The 15526-nt window shown below is 68.3% G+C and carries 16 protein-coding genes; 10 read left to right on the top strand and 6 right to left on the bottom strand.

The features are described 5' to 3' along the window. Nucleotides 1-135 precede the first annotated feature (135 nt). Nucleotides 136-1596, top strand: coding sequence for a peptide MFS transporter (locus AJAP_RS39140; protein ID WP_084098495.1), 1461 nt, complete (start codon nt 136-138; stop codon nt 1594-1596). Nucleotides 1597-1699: 103 nt separating this feature from the next. Here AJAP_RS39140 and AJAP_RS39135 read toward each other — a convergent pair whose 3' ends face one another. Then, the gene (locus AJAP_RS39135) at nt 1700-2419 is read right to left on the bottom strand and encodes a VIT1/CCC1 transporter family protein (protein WP_037335059.1); all 720 of its coding nucleotides are present in this window, start codon (nt 2417-2419) and stop codon (nt 1700-1702) included. A gap of 111 nt (nt 2420-2530) precedes the next feature. Between AJAP_RS39135 and AJAP_RS39130 the strand changes: the two genes are divergently transcribed. Further along, nucleotides 2531-2983 (top strand): ATP-binding protein, encoded by a 453-nt coding sequence (locus tag AJAP_RS39130; RefSeq protein ID WP_174492082.1) that lies wholly within the window; start codon nt 2531-2533, stop codon nt 2981-2983. A gap of 3 nt (nt 2984-2986) precedes the next feature. Next, on the top strand, nt 2987-3763 hold the full coding sequence (locus tag AJAP_RS39125; RefSeq protein WP_038521034.1) for a tRNA(His) guanylyltransferase Thg1 family protein: 777 nt from the start codon (nt 2987-2989) through the stop codon (nt 3761-3763). Here the strand turns inward: AJAP_RS39125 and AJAP_RS39120 are convergent. Then, entirely contained in the window at nt 3727-4407 is a 681-nt protein-coding gene (locus tag AJAP_RS39120; RefSeq protein ID WP_038521031.1) for a DUF2848 domain-containing protein, read from the bottom strand. The two genes, AJAP_RS39125 and AJAP_RS39120, sit on opposite strands and share 37 nt — an antisense overlap. A 107-nt stretch (nt 4408-4514) precedes the next feature. On the opposite strand from AJAP_RS39120, the gene AJAP_RS39115 reads away from it, so the two are divergent. Further along, nucleotides 4515-5819, top strand: coding sequence for an MFS transporter (locus AJAP_RS39115; protein WP_038521028.1), 1305 nt, complete (start codon nt 4515-4517; stop codon nt 5817-5819). Then, nucleotides 5816-6151 (top strand): cupin domain-containing protein, encoded by a 336-nt coding sequence (locus AJAP_RS39110; protein WP_038521025.1) that lies wholly within the window; start codon nt 5816-5818, stop codon nt 6149-6151. Before AJAP_RS39115 ends, AJAP_RS39110 begins: the two co-directional genes overlap by 4 nt. A 55-nt stretch (nt 6152-6206) precedes the next feature. Here AJAP_RS39110 and AJAP_RS39105 read toward each other — a convergent pair whose 3' ends face one another. The 3 genes from AJAP_RS39105 to AJAP_RS39095 all read right to left on the bottom strand — a co-directional run bounded on the left by AJAP_RS39105 (nt 6207) and on the right by AJAP_RS39095 (nt 9530). After that, a complete protein-coding gene (locus AJAP_RS39105; protein ID WP_037335074.1) occupies nt 6207-6713 on the bottom strand; it encodes a DUF6319 family protein in 507 nt (168 codons plus the stop codon). A gap of 167 nt (nt 6714-6880) precedes the next feature. Continuing rightward, nucleotides 6881-8851, bottom strand: coding sequence for an acetate--CoA ligase (gene acs, locus AJAP_RS39100; protein WP_038521022.1), 1971 nt, complete (start codon nt 8849-8851; stop codon nt 6881-6883). Nucleotides 8852-8951: 100 nt separating this feature from the next. Beyond that, the gene (locus AJAP_RS39095) at nt 8952-9530 is read right to left on the bottom strand and encodes a GNAT family N-acetyltransferase (RefSeq protein ID WP_038521019.1); all 579 of its coding nucleotides are present in this window, start codon (nt 9528-9530) and stop codon (nt 8952-8954) included. Between the two features lie 115 nt (nt 9531-9645). On the opposite strand from AJAP_RS39095, the gene AJAP_RS39090 reads away from it, so the two are divergent. The 5 genes from AJAP_RS39090 to AJAP_RS39070 all read left to right on the top strand — a co-directional run bounded on the left by AJAP_RS39090 (nt 9646) and on the right by AJAP_RS39070 (nt 14964). Continuing rightward, nucleotides 9646-10143 carry a phosphoribosyltransferase gene (locus AJAP_RS39090; protein ID WP_007028464.1) on the top strand — a complete coding sequence of 166 codons (498 nt, stop codon included), beginning with the start codon at nt 9646-9648 and terminating at the stop codon, nt 10141-10143. After that, nucleotides 10140-10871, top strand: a complete 732-nt coding sequence (locus AJAP_RS39085; protein ID WP_037335083.1) for a Fic family protein — start codon at nt 10140-10142, stop codon at nt 10869-10871. Before AJAP_RS39090 ends, AJAP_RS39085 begins: the two co-directional genes overlap by 4 nt. Before the next feature lie 159 nt (nt 10872-11030). Further along, on the top strand, nt 11031-11789 hold the full coding sequence (locus tag AJAP_RS39080) for a 3-hydroxybutyrate dehydrogenase (protein ID WP_038521014.1): 759 nt from the start codon (nt 11031-11033) through the stop codon (nt 11787-11789). 26 nt (nt 11790-11815) lie between these two features. Beyond that, nucleotides 11816-13132 (top strand): MFS transporter, encoded by a 1317-nt coding sequence (locus AJAP_RS39075; protein ID WP_038521012.1) that lies wholly within the window; start codon nt 11816-11818, stop codon nt 13130-13132. Then, nucleotides 13129-14964, top strand: coding sequence for a helix-turn-helix domain-containing protein (locus AJAP_RS39070; RefSeq protein ID WP_038521010.1), 1836 nt, complete (start codon nt 13129-13131; stop codon nt 14962-14964). The genes AJAP_RS39075 and AJAP_RS39070 overlap by 4 nt, the downstream gene beginning before the upstream one ends. On the opposite strand, the gene AJAP_RS39065 is transcribed toward AJAP_RS39070, so the two are convergent. Continuing rightward, complete coding sequence (locus tag AJAP_RS39065; protein ID WP_038521008.1) at nt 14942-15526, bottom strand: nitroreductase family protein; 585 nt, start codon at nt 15524-15526, stop codon at nt 14942-14944. The genes AJAP_RS39070 and AJAP_RS39065 overlap by 23 nt on opposite strands.

Raw genomic sequence — 15526 nt, 5'->3', positions numbered from 1 at the left:
AACGCCTGGAGCTGCGGAAATCTCGCGTTCATGACGGCGACCACAAGATCCATGCGGACGTCGGTGTCCCGTCCACATGGTGGGCTTCTAGCATGTCAACTGAAAACCGACAACGATGTCTTCGATAAGGACGGCATGGTGAGTACCTCTACCGAGGTCCAGCAAGACACGAGGTTCTTCGGGCACCCACGAGGGCTGGCGAACCTCTTCGGCGTCGAGATGTGGGAGCGTTTCTCGTACTACGGGATGCTCGGCATCCTCCCCATCTACCTCTACTACGAAGTCAGTCAGGGCGGCCTCGCGCTGCCGAAGGCCTCCGCGCTCGGCATCGTCGGCGCGTACGGCGGCATGGTCTACCTGTCGGCGGTGATCGGCGCCTGGGTCGCGGACCGCGTGCTCGGCTCCGAACGGACGCTGTTCTACAGCGCGATCCTGATCATGATCGGGCACATCAGCCTCGCCGTGCTGCCGGGGCTGGCGGGCATCGGCGTCGGCCTCGTCTGCGTGGCCGTCGGCAGTGGCGGGCTGAAATCCAACGCCACGGCCATCGTCGGGACGCTGTACGCCGCCGGTGACGAGCGCCGCGACGGCGGTTTCACCATCTTCTACATGGGCGTGAACATCGGCGGTTTCGTCGGGCCGCTGCTGACCGGCCTCGCGCAGAGCGAGATCGGCTTCCACGTCGGTTTCGGGCTCGCCGCGTTCGGGATGGCGCTCGGCCTGACCCAGTACACGATCGGCCGCAAGAACCTCGGCGACAAGGCGAGCGAGATCCCCAACCCGCTGCCCGCGTCGCAGCGGCCGCTGGTCTTCGGCGGCACCGCGGTGGGTGTCGCGGCGATCGTGCTGCTCGTGGTGTTCGGCGTGATCAACCCCGGCAACCTCGTCGATGTCGTCGTCTGGGCCGTCGCGGTCATCTCGGTGATCTACTTCGTGGTGATCATCAGCAGCAAGAAGATCACCTCCGACGAACGCAGCCGGGTGTACTCGTTCATCCCGATGTTCATCGCGAGCGCCGCGTTCTTCTCGCTGTACCAGCAGCAGTTCACCGTGGTCGCGGCCTACACCGACGAGCGGCTGAACCGGACGATCTTCGGCTGGGAGATGCCGGTCGCGTGGGTCAACTCGATCAACCCCGTGTTCATCATCCTGTTCGCGCCGGTGATCGCGGCGATCTGGACGAAACTCGGTTCGCGGCAGCCGTCCTCGCCGATCAAGTTCGTGCTCGGCACGGTCACCATGGGCGTGGCGTTCCTGCTGTTCCTCCCGATGGTCGGCAGCGGCAAGAACGCGAGCCCGCTGCTCGCGCTGGCCGGCATCCTGTTCGTGTTCACCATGGCGGAGCTGATGCTTTCGCCGGTCGGGCTCTCGCTGTCGACCAAACTCGCGCCGGAGGCGTTCCGCACGCAGATGGTGGCGCTGAACTTCCTGTCGATCTCGCTCGGCACGGCGATGTCCGGGAAGCTCGCCGAGTACTACACGGTCGACGACGAAGCGCCGTACTTCAGCATCGTCGGCGGCGTGGCCATCGTGGTCGGTGTGGCGCTCCTGGTGGCGACGCCGATGATCCGCAAGCTCATGAAGGGCGTTCACTGACGCACTTCTTCCCGCGCTGACGAGCGACCCTCGGAGGTGCTGAAAGGGCCCTTCACCGCATAGGACGCGGTGAAGGGCCCTTTCGCTACCTGCGAGATCGCCGTCAGCCGACGGTGGTACCGAACAGCACGCCGACGTAGTACGTCACCAGCATCGTCAGCGCGCCCACGCCGACGTTCCGCGCGATCGCGCGGCCGGCCCGGGCGTCGCCGAGTTTCGCGCTGATGAACCCGGTCAGCGCCAGCCCGACCACGACGGCCGCCGCGCACGCCCAGACCCGTGCCGAGGTCGACGTCCACACGATCGCCAGCAACGGCAGCAGCGCGCCGACGGTGAACGCCACCAGCGAGGCCCACGCCGCCTGCCACGGGCTGGTCAGATTGTCCGGATCGATGCCGAGTTCGGCCTCGGCGTGCGCCTGCAGCGCGTCCTTTTCGGTCAGTTCGCGGGCGACCTCGGCGGCCAGTTCCGGGGAAAGGCCCTTGCCTTCGTAGATTTGCGCGAGTTCCCGTTCTTCGGCTTCCGGCATCTCTTTCAGTTCACGCTTTTCCAGCCGCAACTGTGCGCGTTCGGTGTCGCGCTGAGTGCTCACGGAGACGTATTCGCCGCCAGCCATCGAAAGCGCGCCCGCGACGAGCCCCGCGATTCCCGCGGTGGCGATCGTGGTGGAGTCCGTGGTCGCGCCCGCGACGCCGACCACGATGCCCGCCACCGACACGATCCCGTCGTTCGCGCCGAGTACCCCGGCGCGCAACCAGTTCAGTTTGCCGCCCAGATCCGCGTGCGGTTCGTGGGGATGTTCGGTCGATACCGTCTCGGTCACCGTTTCAGTGAAACACGGAAAACGGCGCGAGGCGAGTGGAAAGTGATTCGGTCAATTGAGGCAATCCTTATTCATTATTGCCTTACCTAAGTCGTGGGATACATTGCGGACATGGCGGAGGTGGTGATCCTGATCGGGTTGCAGGCGTCCGGGAAGTCGACGTTCTTCCGGCGGGTGTTCGCGGACACGCACGTCCACCTCAGCAAGGACCACTTCCCGAACGCCAAGCAACGGCAGCGGCGCCAGCTGCGGATGCTGGCCGAGGCGCTCGAAGAAGGCCGTTCGGTGGTCGTGGACAACACCAACCCTTCGCCGGAGGAGTGGACGCCGCTGATCGAGGTCGCGCGACGGCACGGCGCGCGCGTCTCCGGGTACTGGTTCCCGCCGGATCTCGAAGGGTCCCAAGAGCGCAACGCGCGGCGGAGCGTCAAAACCCGGGTGCCCGACGTCGGTCTGTATGCGACTCTCAAGCGGCTGCGGCGCCCGAGCGCCGAAGACGGTTTCGACGAGCTGTACACCGTCGGTTTCGACGGTGAAGGCGGTTTCGTCGTGGAGCGGGGGTGAACCATGGACGCCGGTGATTTCGAGGCACGGCAACGGGAACGCGAGTGGTTCCACGGGCTGACCGTACCGCCGGGAGCGTGGACGGTACTCCGTGTCGACGGCCGGGGCTTCTCCAAGTTCACCGAAGCGCGGTTCGGGAAACCGTTCGATCCCCGGTTCGCCGACTGCATGGCCGAGGCGGCGAGCGCGTTGATGGCGGAGTTCGCTTCGCCTTACGTGTACACGGAAAGCGACGAGATCTCCCTCGTGCTGCCGCCCGCCGCCGGCCTGTTCGGCCGGGGCGTGGAGAAGCTCGTGTCGATCTCCGCCGGGGTCGCGTCGGCCGCGTTCACCCACGCGGCCGGGGTGCCCGCGCACTTCGACGGCAGGGTCTGGCTCGGCACGACGACGGACGACGTCGTCGACTACTTCTCCTGGCGTCAGGCGGACGCGGCCCGCTGCGCGCTCAACGGCTGGTGCTACTGGATCCTGCGCAAGGCGGGGAAGTCGGCGAGTGAGGCCGGAGCGGCTCTCGAAGGCACCGGTGTCTCCGAGAAGAACGAACTGCTCTTCGCGCACGGCGTCAATTTCGCCGAAGTCCCCGCCTGGCAGCGCCGCGGCGTCGGGCTGTACTGGGAGTCCTACGAGCGCACCGGTTTCGATCCGGTGCGAGAGGTCGAGGTCTCCGCGACCCGCCGCCGCGTCCGCGTCGACCGCGAGTTGCCGATGAAGGGCGAATATCGCGCCTTCCTGGGCGAGTTGCTTCAGCCGATCGGTTCGGGCAGCCGCCGCACCGAGTAGGCGAGCTCGATCGTCTCGCCGGTCGCGGGGTCGCCCAGTTCGACGCGCCAGGAGTCGGCGAACTGGTCGACGCCGTGCACCATCGGGATGGTCCCGGAGATCAGCACGGTGCCGGGGGCGTACAGATCGCGTTCGCGCAACACGTCCAGCCAGTACGACGGCGGCAGCAGTTCCGCGAGTTTCCCTTGCTGGATCAGGGTTTCCCCGGCCCACGCGGACAGCGTGAGGTCGTCGAGCCGGTCCTGGACGTCGACGAGCCGCCAAGCCTTGGCGGCGAGGACGTCGGGGCCGGCGTTCTTGCTCCACGCGACGCCGTGCGCTTCGAGCGCGCGGTCGGTGTGGTCGCAGGCGGCGGTCAGGAGGATGTCCTCGGGCTCGGCGCCGGTGATGACGATGGCCCATTCGGCCTCGCCGGAGGTCCGCTCGTGCTGCACCGGGACCTCGTCGGTCTGGCTCGCCAGATACGGCGCGACCGGGTAGAGCGCCGGGATCACCGAAGGCGCGGGGACGCCGAGTTCGGCCAGTTCGGCCACGTGGGCGGCGACGTCCTCCTGGCTGCGACCGGCGTATCCGGCGTTCAGCAGCGTGTGGACCTCGGTCCGCCGCTCCTGGCCGTCGGGAAGGGTGAAACGCAGCTCAGGCATCTGTCCTCCGAGATTGGGGGTTGCGCATACAGCTTGTATACAAGGAGTATATCCGCAATTCAACCCCTCCCGGCGGGGTTGCGGACCTCCTACGGACGGATGTGGACATGACCTCACCAGCCGGTGACCGGCGTTCGTTGCACAAGGCCTTCGCGGCCAGCCTCTCGGGAACCGCGCTCGAGTGGTACGACTTCGCGGCCTATTCGGTGGCGGCCGCGACGATCTTCGGGCATCTCTTCTTCCCCTCGGAAGACCAGCTCGCGAGCACGATGGCGGCGTTCTCGACCTACGCGGTCGGCTATCTCGCCCGGCCGATCGGCGGGTTCCTCTTCGGCCGCCTCGGCGACGTGCTCGGCCGCAAGCGCATCCTGGTCATGACGCTCGTGCTCACCGGTGTGGCGACGTTCCTCATCGGTGTCCTGCCCACGTACGAGACGATCGGCGGCTTCGCGGCGGTCCTGCTCGTGGCGCTGCGGTTCGCGCAGGGCGTCGGCATCGGCGGCGAATGGGGTGGTGCCGTCCTGCTGTCGAGTGAGTTCGGCGATCCGGGCAAACGGGGCTTCTGGGCTTCGGCCGCGCAGATCGGCCCGCCCGCGGGCAACCTGCTCGCCAACGGCGTCCTCGCCGTGCTGGCCGCGCTGCTCACCGAGGACCAGTTCAACAGCTGGGGCTGGCGGATCGCGTTCCTGCTGTCCGGCGCGCTCGTCGGGTTCGGGCTGTGGATCCGGCTCAAACTGGAGGAGACGCCGGTCTTCAAGCAGATCCAGGAGCGGGGCGAACGCTCGTCGGCGCCGATCTCCGAGGTCTTCCGCACCGAACGCCGCGCGCTCGTCGCCGCCGTGCTCATCCGCGTCTGCCCGGACGTGCTCTACGCACTGTTCACCGTCTTCGTCCTCACCTACGTCACCACGCACACCGACCTGTCGCGCGGTGCCGGGCTGGCCGCGGTGATGATCGGTTCCGCGTTCCAGCTGATCCTGATGCCGCTGTTCGGCGCGCTTTCGGACCGCGTCTCCCGGCGCAAGATGTACCTGTTCGCGACCATCGCCGCCGGTATCTGGCCGTTCGTGTTCTTCCCGATGGTCAGCGGCGGATCGTTCGCGATGCTGGCGATCGGCATCGTGCTCGCGCTGGTCATCCACGCCGCGCTCTACGGCCCGCAGGCCGCGCTCGTCACCGAGCAGTTCTCGCCGCGACTGCGCTACACCGGAAGTTCGCTGGCGTACACGCTCGCCGGCGTGATCGGCGGGGCGCCCGCGCCGCTGCTGTTCACCGCGCTGCTGGCCGGTTTCGACACCTGGCTCGCGATCGGGGCCTACCTGCTCGCGACCGCGGTGGTGACCATCATCGGGGTCGTGCTCGCCCGTGACCCGGACCGCGAGGAGGCCGCCGCCATGGAGCCCGTGCGATGACCTGGACCGCGATGTCCACAGTGGAGGGTCTGTCGCTGATCGGCGGACAGGGCCGGTTCCGGACGCTCGCGACGGCGGAAGGTGGCCTGGCGTATGAGATCCACTATCCGGCGGGCGTCGCTTCTCCCGTGCACAGCCACGATCACGACAGCATCGTTTACCTGATTTCGGGTTCGCTGCGCGGCACGCTCGACGGTGCGGACGTGACCCTCGAAGCGGGCGGCACGATCGTCCACCCCCGCGGCGTTCCGCACAGCGTCGAGGCCATTGTGGACAGTCAGTGGGTCGAGTTCAAGACCCCGCTGCCCGCGCGGCCACCGATCGCGGAATGAAAGAAACCGGGGCGGACACTGATATCCAGCGTCCGCCCCGGTCGGGAGGAAAGTCTCAGGCGTCCAGCTCGGCCAGCGCCAGCTTCGCCTTCTCCAGCTCGGCTTCGAGCTGAGCCACCTTCGCGGCCTGCAGCTCGCGGGCGGCGTTGATGACCTCGTCGATCGGGCCCGACAGGTCCGCGTGCAGCTCCTTGGCGGCGCGGGACACGGCGGCGGCCGGGATCTCCAGGCCCTTCGCGACCCACTTCGCGCCGTTCTTGAGCTCGGCCTGCCACTCGCCGTCGGCGGTGCCGGTGACCGTGAGGGTCAGCTCGACGGTGCGGGTCTTCTTCGCCGTCGTGGCGACCTTCGGACGGCCGCGCTTGGGCTTGGGGGACTCCGCCGTGGCTTCTTCGGCGGGGGTCTCCGGGGTGCTCGAAGCCTCGGGGGTCTCGGCCTTGGCCTCGGCCGGGGCTTCGGTGGTCTCCGAGGTGGTCTCCGCCTGCGGCGTCGAGTCGACGGGCGCTTCGGTAGCCGCTTCTTCGGACACGGCGTCAGTGCGTGTCAAGGCATCCACGGTCATCGTCGGTGTCGTCTCCTTGCCCGGGTATGGGGTGGTACCCGGCACATCCTAGAACAGGCGTTCGAGTGAGGCGAACCGGGGTGTGGTAGGCGTGTCGGATGCGAGGAAAGGTCCTTTCCTCGCAAATTTTGCAAGGAAAGGACCTTTCATGGCGCGTGCGGGTGGGGTTACTCCTCGGACTTGCCGGACTTCAGACCCGAAGAGATCAGGTCCATCACCGACGAGTCGGCCAGCGTGGTCACGTCGCCGACCTGGCGGTTCTCCGCGACGTCGCGCAGCAGGCGGCGCATGATCTTGCCGGACCGCGTCTTCGGCAGCTCCTGCACGACCAGGATCTGCCGCGGCTTCGCGATCGGGCCGATCTCCTTGGCGACGTGGTTGCGCAGCTCCTGGACGGCGGCGTCTCCGCCGTCCACGGCGTTGCCGCGCAGGATGACGAACGCGACGATGCCCTGTCCGGTGGTCGGGTCGGTCGCGCCGACGACGGCGGCCTCGGCGACCGTCGGGTGCGAGACCAGCGCCGACTCGACCTCGGTGGTCGAGATGCGGTGCCCGGACACGTTCATCACGTCGTCGACCCGGCCCAGCAGCCAGACGTCGCCGTCGGCGTCGTACTTCGCGCCGTCTCCGGCGAAGTAGTAGCCCTGGTCGGCGAAGCGGGACCAGTAGGTCTCACGGAAACGCTGCTCGTCGCCCCAGATGCCGCGCAGCATGCCCGGCCACGGCTTGTCGAGCACCAGGTACCCGCCGCCGCCCTTGCCGACCTCGACGCCCTGGTCGTCGACGACCTTCGCCGAGATACCCGGCAGCGCCTTCTGCGCGGAGCCCGGCTTCGTGGCGGTGACACCCGGCAGCGGCGAGATCATGATCGCGCCGGTCTCGGTCTGCCACCAGGTGTCCACGATCGGCGCCGAGTTCGCGCCGATGTTCTCGCGGTACCAGATCCACGCCTCGGGGTTGATCGGCTCGCCGACGCTGCCGAGCACGCGCAGTGACGACAGGTCGTACTTCTGCGGGATCTCGTTGCCCCACTTCATGAACGTGCGGATCAACGTGGGCGCGGTGTAGTAGATGGAGACCTTGTGCTGCTGCACGATCTCCCAGTGGCGGCCCTCGTGCGGGGTGTTCGGCGTGCCTTCGTAGACGACCTGGGTCGTCCGGTTCGCCAGCGGCCCGTACACGATGTACGTGTGCCCGGTGATCCACCCGATGTCGGCGGTGCACCAGTAGACGTCTTCGCCCGCCTTGTGGTCGAAGACGTTGTGGTGCGTGTACGCGGCCTGGGTCAGGTAGCCGCCGGAGGTGTGCAGGATGCCCTTCGGCTTCCCGGTGGTGCCGGAGGTGTAGAGGATGAAGAGCGGGTGCTCGGAGTCGAACGCCTGCGGCGCGTGCTCCGCGGACTGGCCGTCGACCAGTTCGTGCCACCAGAGGTCGCGGCCTTCGGTGATCGGCACCTCTTCGCCGGTGCGGCGGACGACGATGACCTTCTCGACCGATTCGGCGCCTTCGAGCGCTTCGTCGACATTGGCCTTCATCGGGGCGGCCTTGCCGCGGCGGTACTGGCCGTCTGTGGTGATGACGATCCGCGCCGCCTGGTCGTCCACGCGGGAACGCAGCGCTGTCGGGGAAAAACCACCGAAGACGACACTGTGCAGGACGCCGATGCGGGCACACGCGAGCATCGCGACGATCGCTTCGGGCACCATCGGCATCTGGATGGCGACGCGGTCGCCCGCCTCGAGGCCCAGGGATTCGAGGGCGTTCGCCGCGCGGGAAACGTCGTCCTTCAACTGGGCGTAGGTGATGTCGCGGCTGTCGCCGGGCTCGCCGACCCAGTGGATGGCGACCTGGTCGCCGTGCCCGGAATCGACGTGGCGGTCCACGCAGTTGTAGGCGACGTTCAGCTTCCCGCCCACGAACCACTTCGCGACCGGCGCATTGGTCCAGTCCAGTACCTGCGACCACTTCGTTTCCCAGTGCAGACGCTCGGCCTGCTTGGCCCAGAACGCTTCCCGGTCGGCGTCGGCTTCGGCGTAGAAGTCGGCGGTGGCATTCGCTTGCGCGCTGAAAGCCTCACTCGGGGGGAAGGTCCTGCTCTCCGTGAGCAAATTGTCCAGCGCCGGCGACTGCTCGGTCATGGTGCGATGCCTCCTGTGTTTCGCGTGTCTTCACGCCCGTTGGCACGCTATCGACGTTACGACGCGAAGTAAAAGGTTGCATCGTGGTTGCGCTCGGCATTCACACGCTTGAGGACAAAGCGGTACGGACCGCCGGCCATTCTGGTCCGGTCAGGGAGTAGACGACGGTGTCGCGGATGGTTCCGTCCGGCCGCACGCGATGCGCGCGCAGCACCCCTTCCCTTTGCGCGCCGAGACGTTCGATCGCCTTCTGCGACTTGAGGTTGCGGATGTCGGTCTCCCACGAGACGCGGTTCGCGCCGAGGTCGTCGAAAGCGTGGCGCAGCAACAGGAGTTTCGACTCGCGGTTGAGCCCGGTCCGCTGCCATTCGGAACCGATCCAGGTGTAGCCGACGGAAACGATCTTGTGGCGTGCGTTCATCGCGTAGAACGACGTCGTGCCGGCGACCTCGCCGGTGCGCGCGTCGATCTGCGCCCAGGCGCGGCGGTCGGTGTCGGCGAGGATGCCTTCGACCATCGCTTCGGCCTCGGTGAGATCCGTCGGCTGCCGGAGGCTGAGCCAGGTCCAGATCGCCGGGTCGGAACCCGCCGCGAAGAGGCCCTTGGTGTGGTCGCGGGTGAGGGGTTCGAGGCGGACGCGTTCGCCGGTCAAGGTCGCATGGGAGGTCCAGTCGGTCACGATCTCGACGGTACGACCGGCAATGGCCTCACTGGATAGCCAGTTTCGAAGCATTCGAGAAGGCCACTACGGCGTTGCCTATGCTCGCGGGAACGATCGACGAAGGCGAGGCACCATGGCCGAAGAGCGGGAAGAGCTCACCTGGGAGTTGTTCGGGACGGCCAGCAGGGATCTGGCACAGGCCGTCGCCGACGACGGCTTCGAGCCGGACCTGATCCTGTCGATCGCGCGCGGCGGGCTGTTCGTCGCGGGTGCGCTCGGCTACGCGCTGGACGTCAAGAACCTGCACGTGATGAACGTCGAGTTCTACACCGGCGTCGACCAGCGTCTCGACCTGCCGGTGATGCTGCCGCCGGTGCCGAACGTCGTGGACCTGACGAAGAAGAAGGTGCTCGTCGCCGACGACGTCGCGGACACCGGTGCGACGCTGAAGCTGGTCCGCGACTTCTGCGCCGACCACGTCGCCGAGGTGCGCTGCGCGGTGGTCTACGAGAAGCCGCGCTCCGAGGTCAAATGCGAGTACGTCTGGAAGCACACGGACAGGTGGATCAACTTCCCGTGGTCGGTGCAGGCGCCCGTGGTGCGGCGCGCGGGTCAGGTGCTGGACGCGTGACGGATCCGCTGAAGCCGCTGCTGGATCTCGAAGGGGTCGCGGCGGCCGCGAAATCGGCTCAGGACGCTGTCTTCGCCGTCCACCGGCTGCCCGCCAACCTGCGCGGCGGCGCGGCGACGGCCGCCGAAGCCTCCGTGCGGTCGGCGCGGGCGTCGGCCGGGATCGAGGGTGCCGCGCCCGAACTGCCGGAATCCGGTGAGGTGACCGATCCGGTGCTGGCGGGCGCGCTGCGGGTCGCGGAAGCGCTCGAAGGCCTGCTCCCGACTTGGCGGCGCGCGCCGCTGCAGGCGTTGGCGCGTTTGCACGTTCTCGCCGCGTCGGATCTGGTGACGGATCTCGACGCGCTGGGGCGGCCGCGGTCGTCCGGTGACGTCGGGCCGCGGCTGGAGCTGCTGGCGCAACTGGTCACCGGTGCGACGTCGGTGCCGGGTCCGGTGCTGACCGCCGTCGTGCACGGGGAACTGTTGGCACTCAAGCCTTTCGGCTCGGCGGACGGCGTCGTCGCGCGGGCGGCGGCGCGGCTTTCGGCGGTGGCGACCGGGCTGGACCCGAAGGCGCTGACGGTGCCGGAGGTCGCGTACTTCCGGCGGGTGCCGAAGTACCTCGAAGCCGCTACGGGCTTCTCCAGCGGGACTCCCGACGGCGTCCGCGCTTGGCTGCTCTTCTCGTGCGAAGCGTTCGAGGCGGGCGCTCGCGAGGCGAAGTCCATCTCCGACGCCGCCGGCTGACTCCCCGCGTTTCGTCCTCTGGATGCGGTAGTTCGCGATATCAACTACCGCATTCAGAGGACGAAATGCATGGGTGGGGTGAGGCCACACGGGATCTTGCCCAGGTGTAGTGCGTGACCACATGGCTTAAGCGCGCCGGGAGACCTAACGTCGTCCGGCATGAGTGGTGCGTATCACAGCGATCTGGCGGGTAAGTCCGCGCTGGTCACGGGTGCGGCGGGCGGGATCGGGCTGGCCTGCGCCGAAGCGCTGTCACAGGCCGGGGCCAAGGTCCACCTCGTCGACATCGACGACGCCGTCGGGAAGGCGGCGGCCGACGTCGACGGCATCGCGCACGTCGTCGACCTCACCGACGCCCGGGCCGTCGAGACCCTCCCCGCCGAGATCGACATCCTCGTCAACAACGCCGGTTTCCAGCACATCGCGCCGATCCACGAGTTCCCGCCGGAGACGTTCACCCGCATCCAGGCGCTGATGGTCACCGCGCCGTTCCTGCTCATCCGCCGCGCGCTGCCGAGAATGTACGAACGCGGCTGGGGGCGCGTGGTCAACATGTCCAGCGTCCACGGCCTCCGCGCGAGCCCGTTCAAATCCGCGTACGTCACCGCGAAACACGCGCTCGAAGGCCTCTCCAAGGTCACCGCTCTCGAAGGCGCGGAACACGGCGTGACCAGCAACTGCGTCAACCCGGGCTACGTCCGGACGCCCCTGGTGACCGGCCAGCTCCAGGCGCAGGCCGAAGAGCACGGGCTCGAACGCGACGCCGTCATCGAGCAGGTCCTGCTGCGGCGGTCGGCGATCAAACGGCTCATCGAACCGGCGGACGTCGCCGCGTGCGTGCTCTGGCTGTCCGGCGACCACGCCGCCCATGTCACCGGTACCTCCATCCCCCTCGACGGCGGCTGGACCGCCGCGTGAACCCCTCCCCAGAAAGGACGTCCCCGGTGACCACCCAGAACCGCGGCTCGATCGCGAAGGTCGTCAGCGCCAGCCTGATCGGCACGACGATCGAGTGGTACGACTTCTTCCTCTACACCTCCGCCGCGGCGCTGGTGTTCGGCAAATTGTTCTTCCCCACCAACGATCCGCTCACCGGGACCCTGCTCGCGTTCCTCACCTACGCCGTCGGCTTCCTCGCGCGGCCGATCGGCGGGCTGGTGTTCGGGCATTTCGGTGACCGTGTCGGCCGCAAGAAGCTGCTGGTGCTGAGCCTGCTGCTGATGGGCGGGTCGACCTGCGCGATGGGCATCCTGCCGACGTACGCCACGGTCGGTGTCCTGGCGCCGATCCTGCTGACGCTGCTGCGGCTCGTGCAGGGTTTCGCGCTCGGCGGCGAATGGGGCGGTGCGGTGCTGATCGTCTCCGAACACGGCGACGACAAGCGTCGCGGGTTCTGGGCGTCGTGGCCGCAATGTGGTGCTCCCGGCGGCAACCTGCTCGCGACGGCGGTCTTGGCGATCCTCGCCGCGACGCAGTCCGACGAGGCGTTCCTCAGCTGGGGCTGGCGGATCCCGTTCCTGCTGTCCGGGGTGCTCGTGGTGATCGGGCTGTGGATCCGGCTCGCGGTCAGCGAATCGCCCGTGTTCCTCGCGGCGCAGAAGAACGACACGACCACGCACGCGCCGGTCGTCGAGGTGTTCCGCAAGAGCTGGCGCGCGGTGCTGATCACGATCGGTTCGCGGATGGCGGAGAACGTCTCGTACTACGTGATCACCGCGTTCATCCTCGTCTACGTCACCACCGGGCTGAGCCTGCCGAAGTCGGCAGGGCTGAACGCGGTGCTCATCGGCTCCGCCGTGCACTTCGTGACGATTCCCTTGTGGGGCAAGCTTTCCGACCGGATCGGCCGTCGCCCGGTCTATCTGTTCGGCGCGATCGGCATGGCGGTGTGGAGCTTCGTGTTCTTCGCGATGCTCGACACGAAGAACTCCGGCGTCATCATCCTCGCGGCGACCATCGGCCTGGTGCTGCACGGCGCGATGTACGGCCCGCAGGCCGCGTTCTTCTCCGAGCAGTTCCCGACGAGGGTGCGCTACACCGGGCTTTCGGTCGGCGGTCAGCTGTCTTCGATCGCGGCCGGCGCGGTGGCGCCGCTCATCGCGGTCGCGCTGTTCAAGGAGTTCGGCAGCACGGTCCCGGTCTCGCTCTACGTGGTCTCGATGTGCGCGCTGACCGTGATCGCCCTGCTCGCCGCCCGCGAGACCAAGGGTGAATCCCTGCACTCCGAAGTTCTCACGGAGCGCGGTCACGTGTCAGCATGACCGCTGTGGACGGAGCCGTGGAATTGCGCCGGCTGCTCGAACTGCTCGCCTCCGGCGCGGGCAGCGAGCAGCTGGCGCACGTCCCCGTCGACCCGAAGGCCACCGAGCTGGCGCTGCGGATCCGGGACACCGTCGCCGAACACCGGCGGCGCGAGGCGGAGCTGGCCGCGTTGTTCGACACGGCCAGCGACCTCGCGCGGCTGGACGATCCGGACGCCGTCCTCCGGTCTATCGTGCGGCGGGCGCGGGCGCTGCTCGGCGTGGACGTCTCGTATCTCAGCCTCAACGACGAGACCGAAGGCAAGACCTATGTCCGGGTCACCGACGGGTCGGTTTCCGCGCTGTTCCAGGACATCGTGCTCGGCATGGGCGAGGGGCTCGGCGGGCTGGTCGCGCAGACCGCGCGGCCGTACGCGACGGCGGACTACTTCAACGACAAGCGGTTCCGCCACACGTCGTCGATCGACACCGGAGTGCTCGACGAGGGACTGACCGCGATCCTCGGGGTGCCGCTGGCGATCGGCAGCAAGGTCATCGGGGTCCTGTTCGCCTCGGACCGGACCAGCCGGGAGTTCTCGCCCGACGAGGTCGCGCTGCTGTCGTCGCTGGCCGACCACGCGGCGATCGCGCTGGACAACGCGCATCTGCTCGACGAGACGCGCCGCGCGGTCGCCGAGCTGAACGCCGCGAACGCGACGATCAGCGCGCACAACGACGCGATGCGCCGCGCCGAGGACGCGCACGACCGGCTGATGGATCTCGTACTGCGCGGCGGTGATCTGGCCGAGGTCGCCGCCGCGGTCGCGGACGTGCTCGGCGGGGCGATCGCCGTCTACGACGCGGACGGCGCGGTCCTCGCCAGGACAGACGGCGAGCTGAATCTCTCGCGGACCGCGGTTTCCGCGTCCAGGGCGAGCGGGCGCGCGGTGTCCACTGAGGACGGTTGGCTGTGCGCGGTCCAGGCGGGACAGGAATTCCTGGGCAGCCTGGTGCTGGGCGGCGGGCACTCGCTCGGCGAGGCCGACCGGCGGCTGTTCGAGCGGGCGGGCGTGGTCACCGCCGTGCTGCTGATGCAACGGCGTTCCGTCGCACGCGCCGAGGACGAGGTGCGAGGCGAGCTGCTGTCGGATCTGCTCACCGCGCCCGGCCGCAATCCGGCCGCGCTGCTGGCGCGCGGTCGACGACTTGGAGTCGATTTGTCGACATCGCACGCGGTGCTGATCGCGCATTCCGACGACGTTTCCCGGCGACGGCTGGCCGCGGCGGCTTCGCGGCACGCGGACCTGGTCGGGGTCCACGCCGACGAGGTGGTCCTTCTGGTGCGTGGCGCGGATCCCGGCTCGCTGGCGCGATCCGTCGCCGCCGAACTGTCGTCCACAATGGACTGTCCGGTGACGGTGGGCGCGGCGGGGCCGGCCGCCTCCCCGAAGGCGCTGGCCGTGGCGCACGCCGAAGCCGCTCGATGCGTCGCATCGCTGCTGGCGCTGGGCCGGGCGGGGGAAGGCGCGAGCATGGCCGACCTCGGGTTCGTCGGGCTGCTCCTCGGTGAGCATGCCGACCTCGGCGCGTACGTGACCGCCACTATCGGCCCGGTGCTCGACTACGACGAACGCCGCGGCACGGACCTGATCGGCACGCTCCGCGCGTATTTCGCCTGTGGCGGCAACTTGACGCGGGCGAAGGACCTGCTCCATGTGCACGTCAACACCGTCGTCCAGCGGCTGGACCGCATCGCTTCACTGCTGGGCGAGCAATGGCAGGCGCCCGAGCGCGCGCTGGAACTCCAGCTCGCGCTCAGGCTGCATCGCCTCACCAGTGACCGAAACGGATGACGTCGTCGAAGTCTCGGCGGGCGACCGTGGTCGGCGACGAACCGGGTGACGGACCGGATTCGGCGCCGTGCCCGAGCGCCACGACACCGATCGGGTCGTGATCCTCCGGCACGCCGAACTCGCCGTGGAGCCGGTCCACGCTTTCCGGCGCCAGCCCGAAGAACACCGCGCCGAGACCTTCGTCGACGGCCGTCTGGAGGATCAGCATCGTCGCCATCCCGGTGTCGACGTCCCAGTACGGCACGCGCCACCACGAATCGTCCCGATCGGTGAAACCCTTGTCCGGCTTGGCATAGCGGTCGAGGTACGCGTTCTTGACCGAAAGCGGGACGATCGCGACCGGGGCCGTGGTCACGGTTTCCGGCGCCCAGCTCGCCCCGAACTCCCAGAATTTCGCGAGTTCTTCGCCGGTGAGGACGAGAAATCCTTGTCCCTGTGAGAATCCGGCCGAGGGGCCCTTCAGCGCGTTGCGCAGGATGCGCTGAAGGCTCGCCTCGGCGACGGGCTCGTCGGTGAACTTCCGGACCATGCGACGGCGTCGTACGACGTCCTGGAATTCCAT

Origin of the sequence: Amycolatopsis japonica, assembly GCF_000732925.1 — a bacterium.
Lineage (GTDB): Bacteria > Actinomycetota > Actinomycetes > Mycobacteriales > Pseudonocardiaceae > Amycolatopsis > Amycolatopsis japonica.
This window is presented reverse-complemented; position numbering and strand designations above follow the sequence as displayed.

Excerpts from the sequence above, each read along its gene's own strand:
- AJAP_RS39105 (WP_037335074.1), bottom strand. The coding sequence starts at position 6,713 with ATGACCGTGGATGCCTTGACACGCACTGACGCCGTGTCCGAAGAAGCG.
- AJAP_RS39080 (WP_038521014.1), top strand. The coding sequence starts at position 11,031 with ATGAGTGGTGCGTATCACAGCGATCTGGCGGGTAAGTCCGCGCTGGTC.
- AJAP_RS39065 (WP_038521008.1), bottom strand. The coding sequence starts at position 15,526 with ATGGAATTCCAGGACGTCGTACGACGCCGTCGCATGGTCCGGAAGTTC.
- AJAP_RS39090 (WP_007028464.1), top strand. The coding sequence starts at position 9,646 with ATGGCCGAAGAGCGGGAAGAGCTCACCTGGGAGTTGTTCGGGACGGCC.
- acs (WP_038521022.1), bottom strand. The coding sequence starts at position 8,851 with ATGACCGAGCAGTCGCCGGCGCTGGACAATTTGCTCACGGAGAGCAGG.
- AJAP_RS39120 (WP_038521031.1), bottom strand. The coding sequence starts at position 4,407 with ATGCCTGAGCTGCGTTTCACCCTTCCCGACGGCCAGGAGCGGCGGACC.
- AJAP_RS39115 (WP_038521028.1), top strand. The coding sequence starts at position 4,515 with ATGACCTCACCAGCCGGTGACCGGCGTTCGTTGCACAAGGCCTTCGCG.
- AJAP_RS39125 (WP_038521034.1), top strand. The coding sequence starts at position 2,987 with ATGGACGCCGGTGATTTCGAGGCACGGCAACGGGAACGCGAGTGGTTC.
- AJAP_RS39140 (WP_084098495.1), top strand. The coding sequence starts at position 136 with ATGGTGAGTACCTCTACCGAGGTCCAGCAAGACACGAGGTTCTTCGGG.
- AJAP_RS39070 (WP_038521010.1), top strand. The coding sequence starts at position 13,129 with ATGACCGCTGTGGACGGAGCCGTGGAATTGCGCCGGCTGCTCGAACTG.
- AJAP_RS39130 (WP_174492082.1), top strand. The coding sequence starts at position 2,531 with ATGGCGGAGGTGGTGATCCTGATCGGGTTGCAGGCGTCCGGGAAGTCG.
- AJAP_RS39110 (WP_038521025.1), top strand. The coding sequence starts at position 5,816 with ATGACCTGGACCGCGATGTCCACAGTGGAGGGTCTGTCGCTGATCGGC.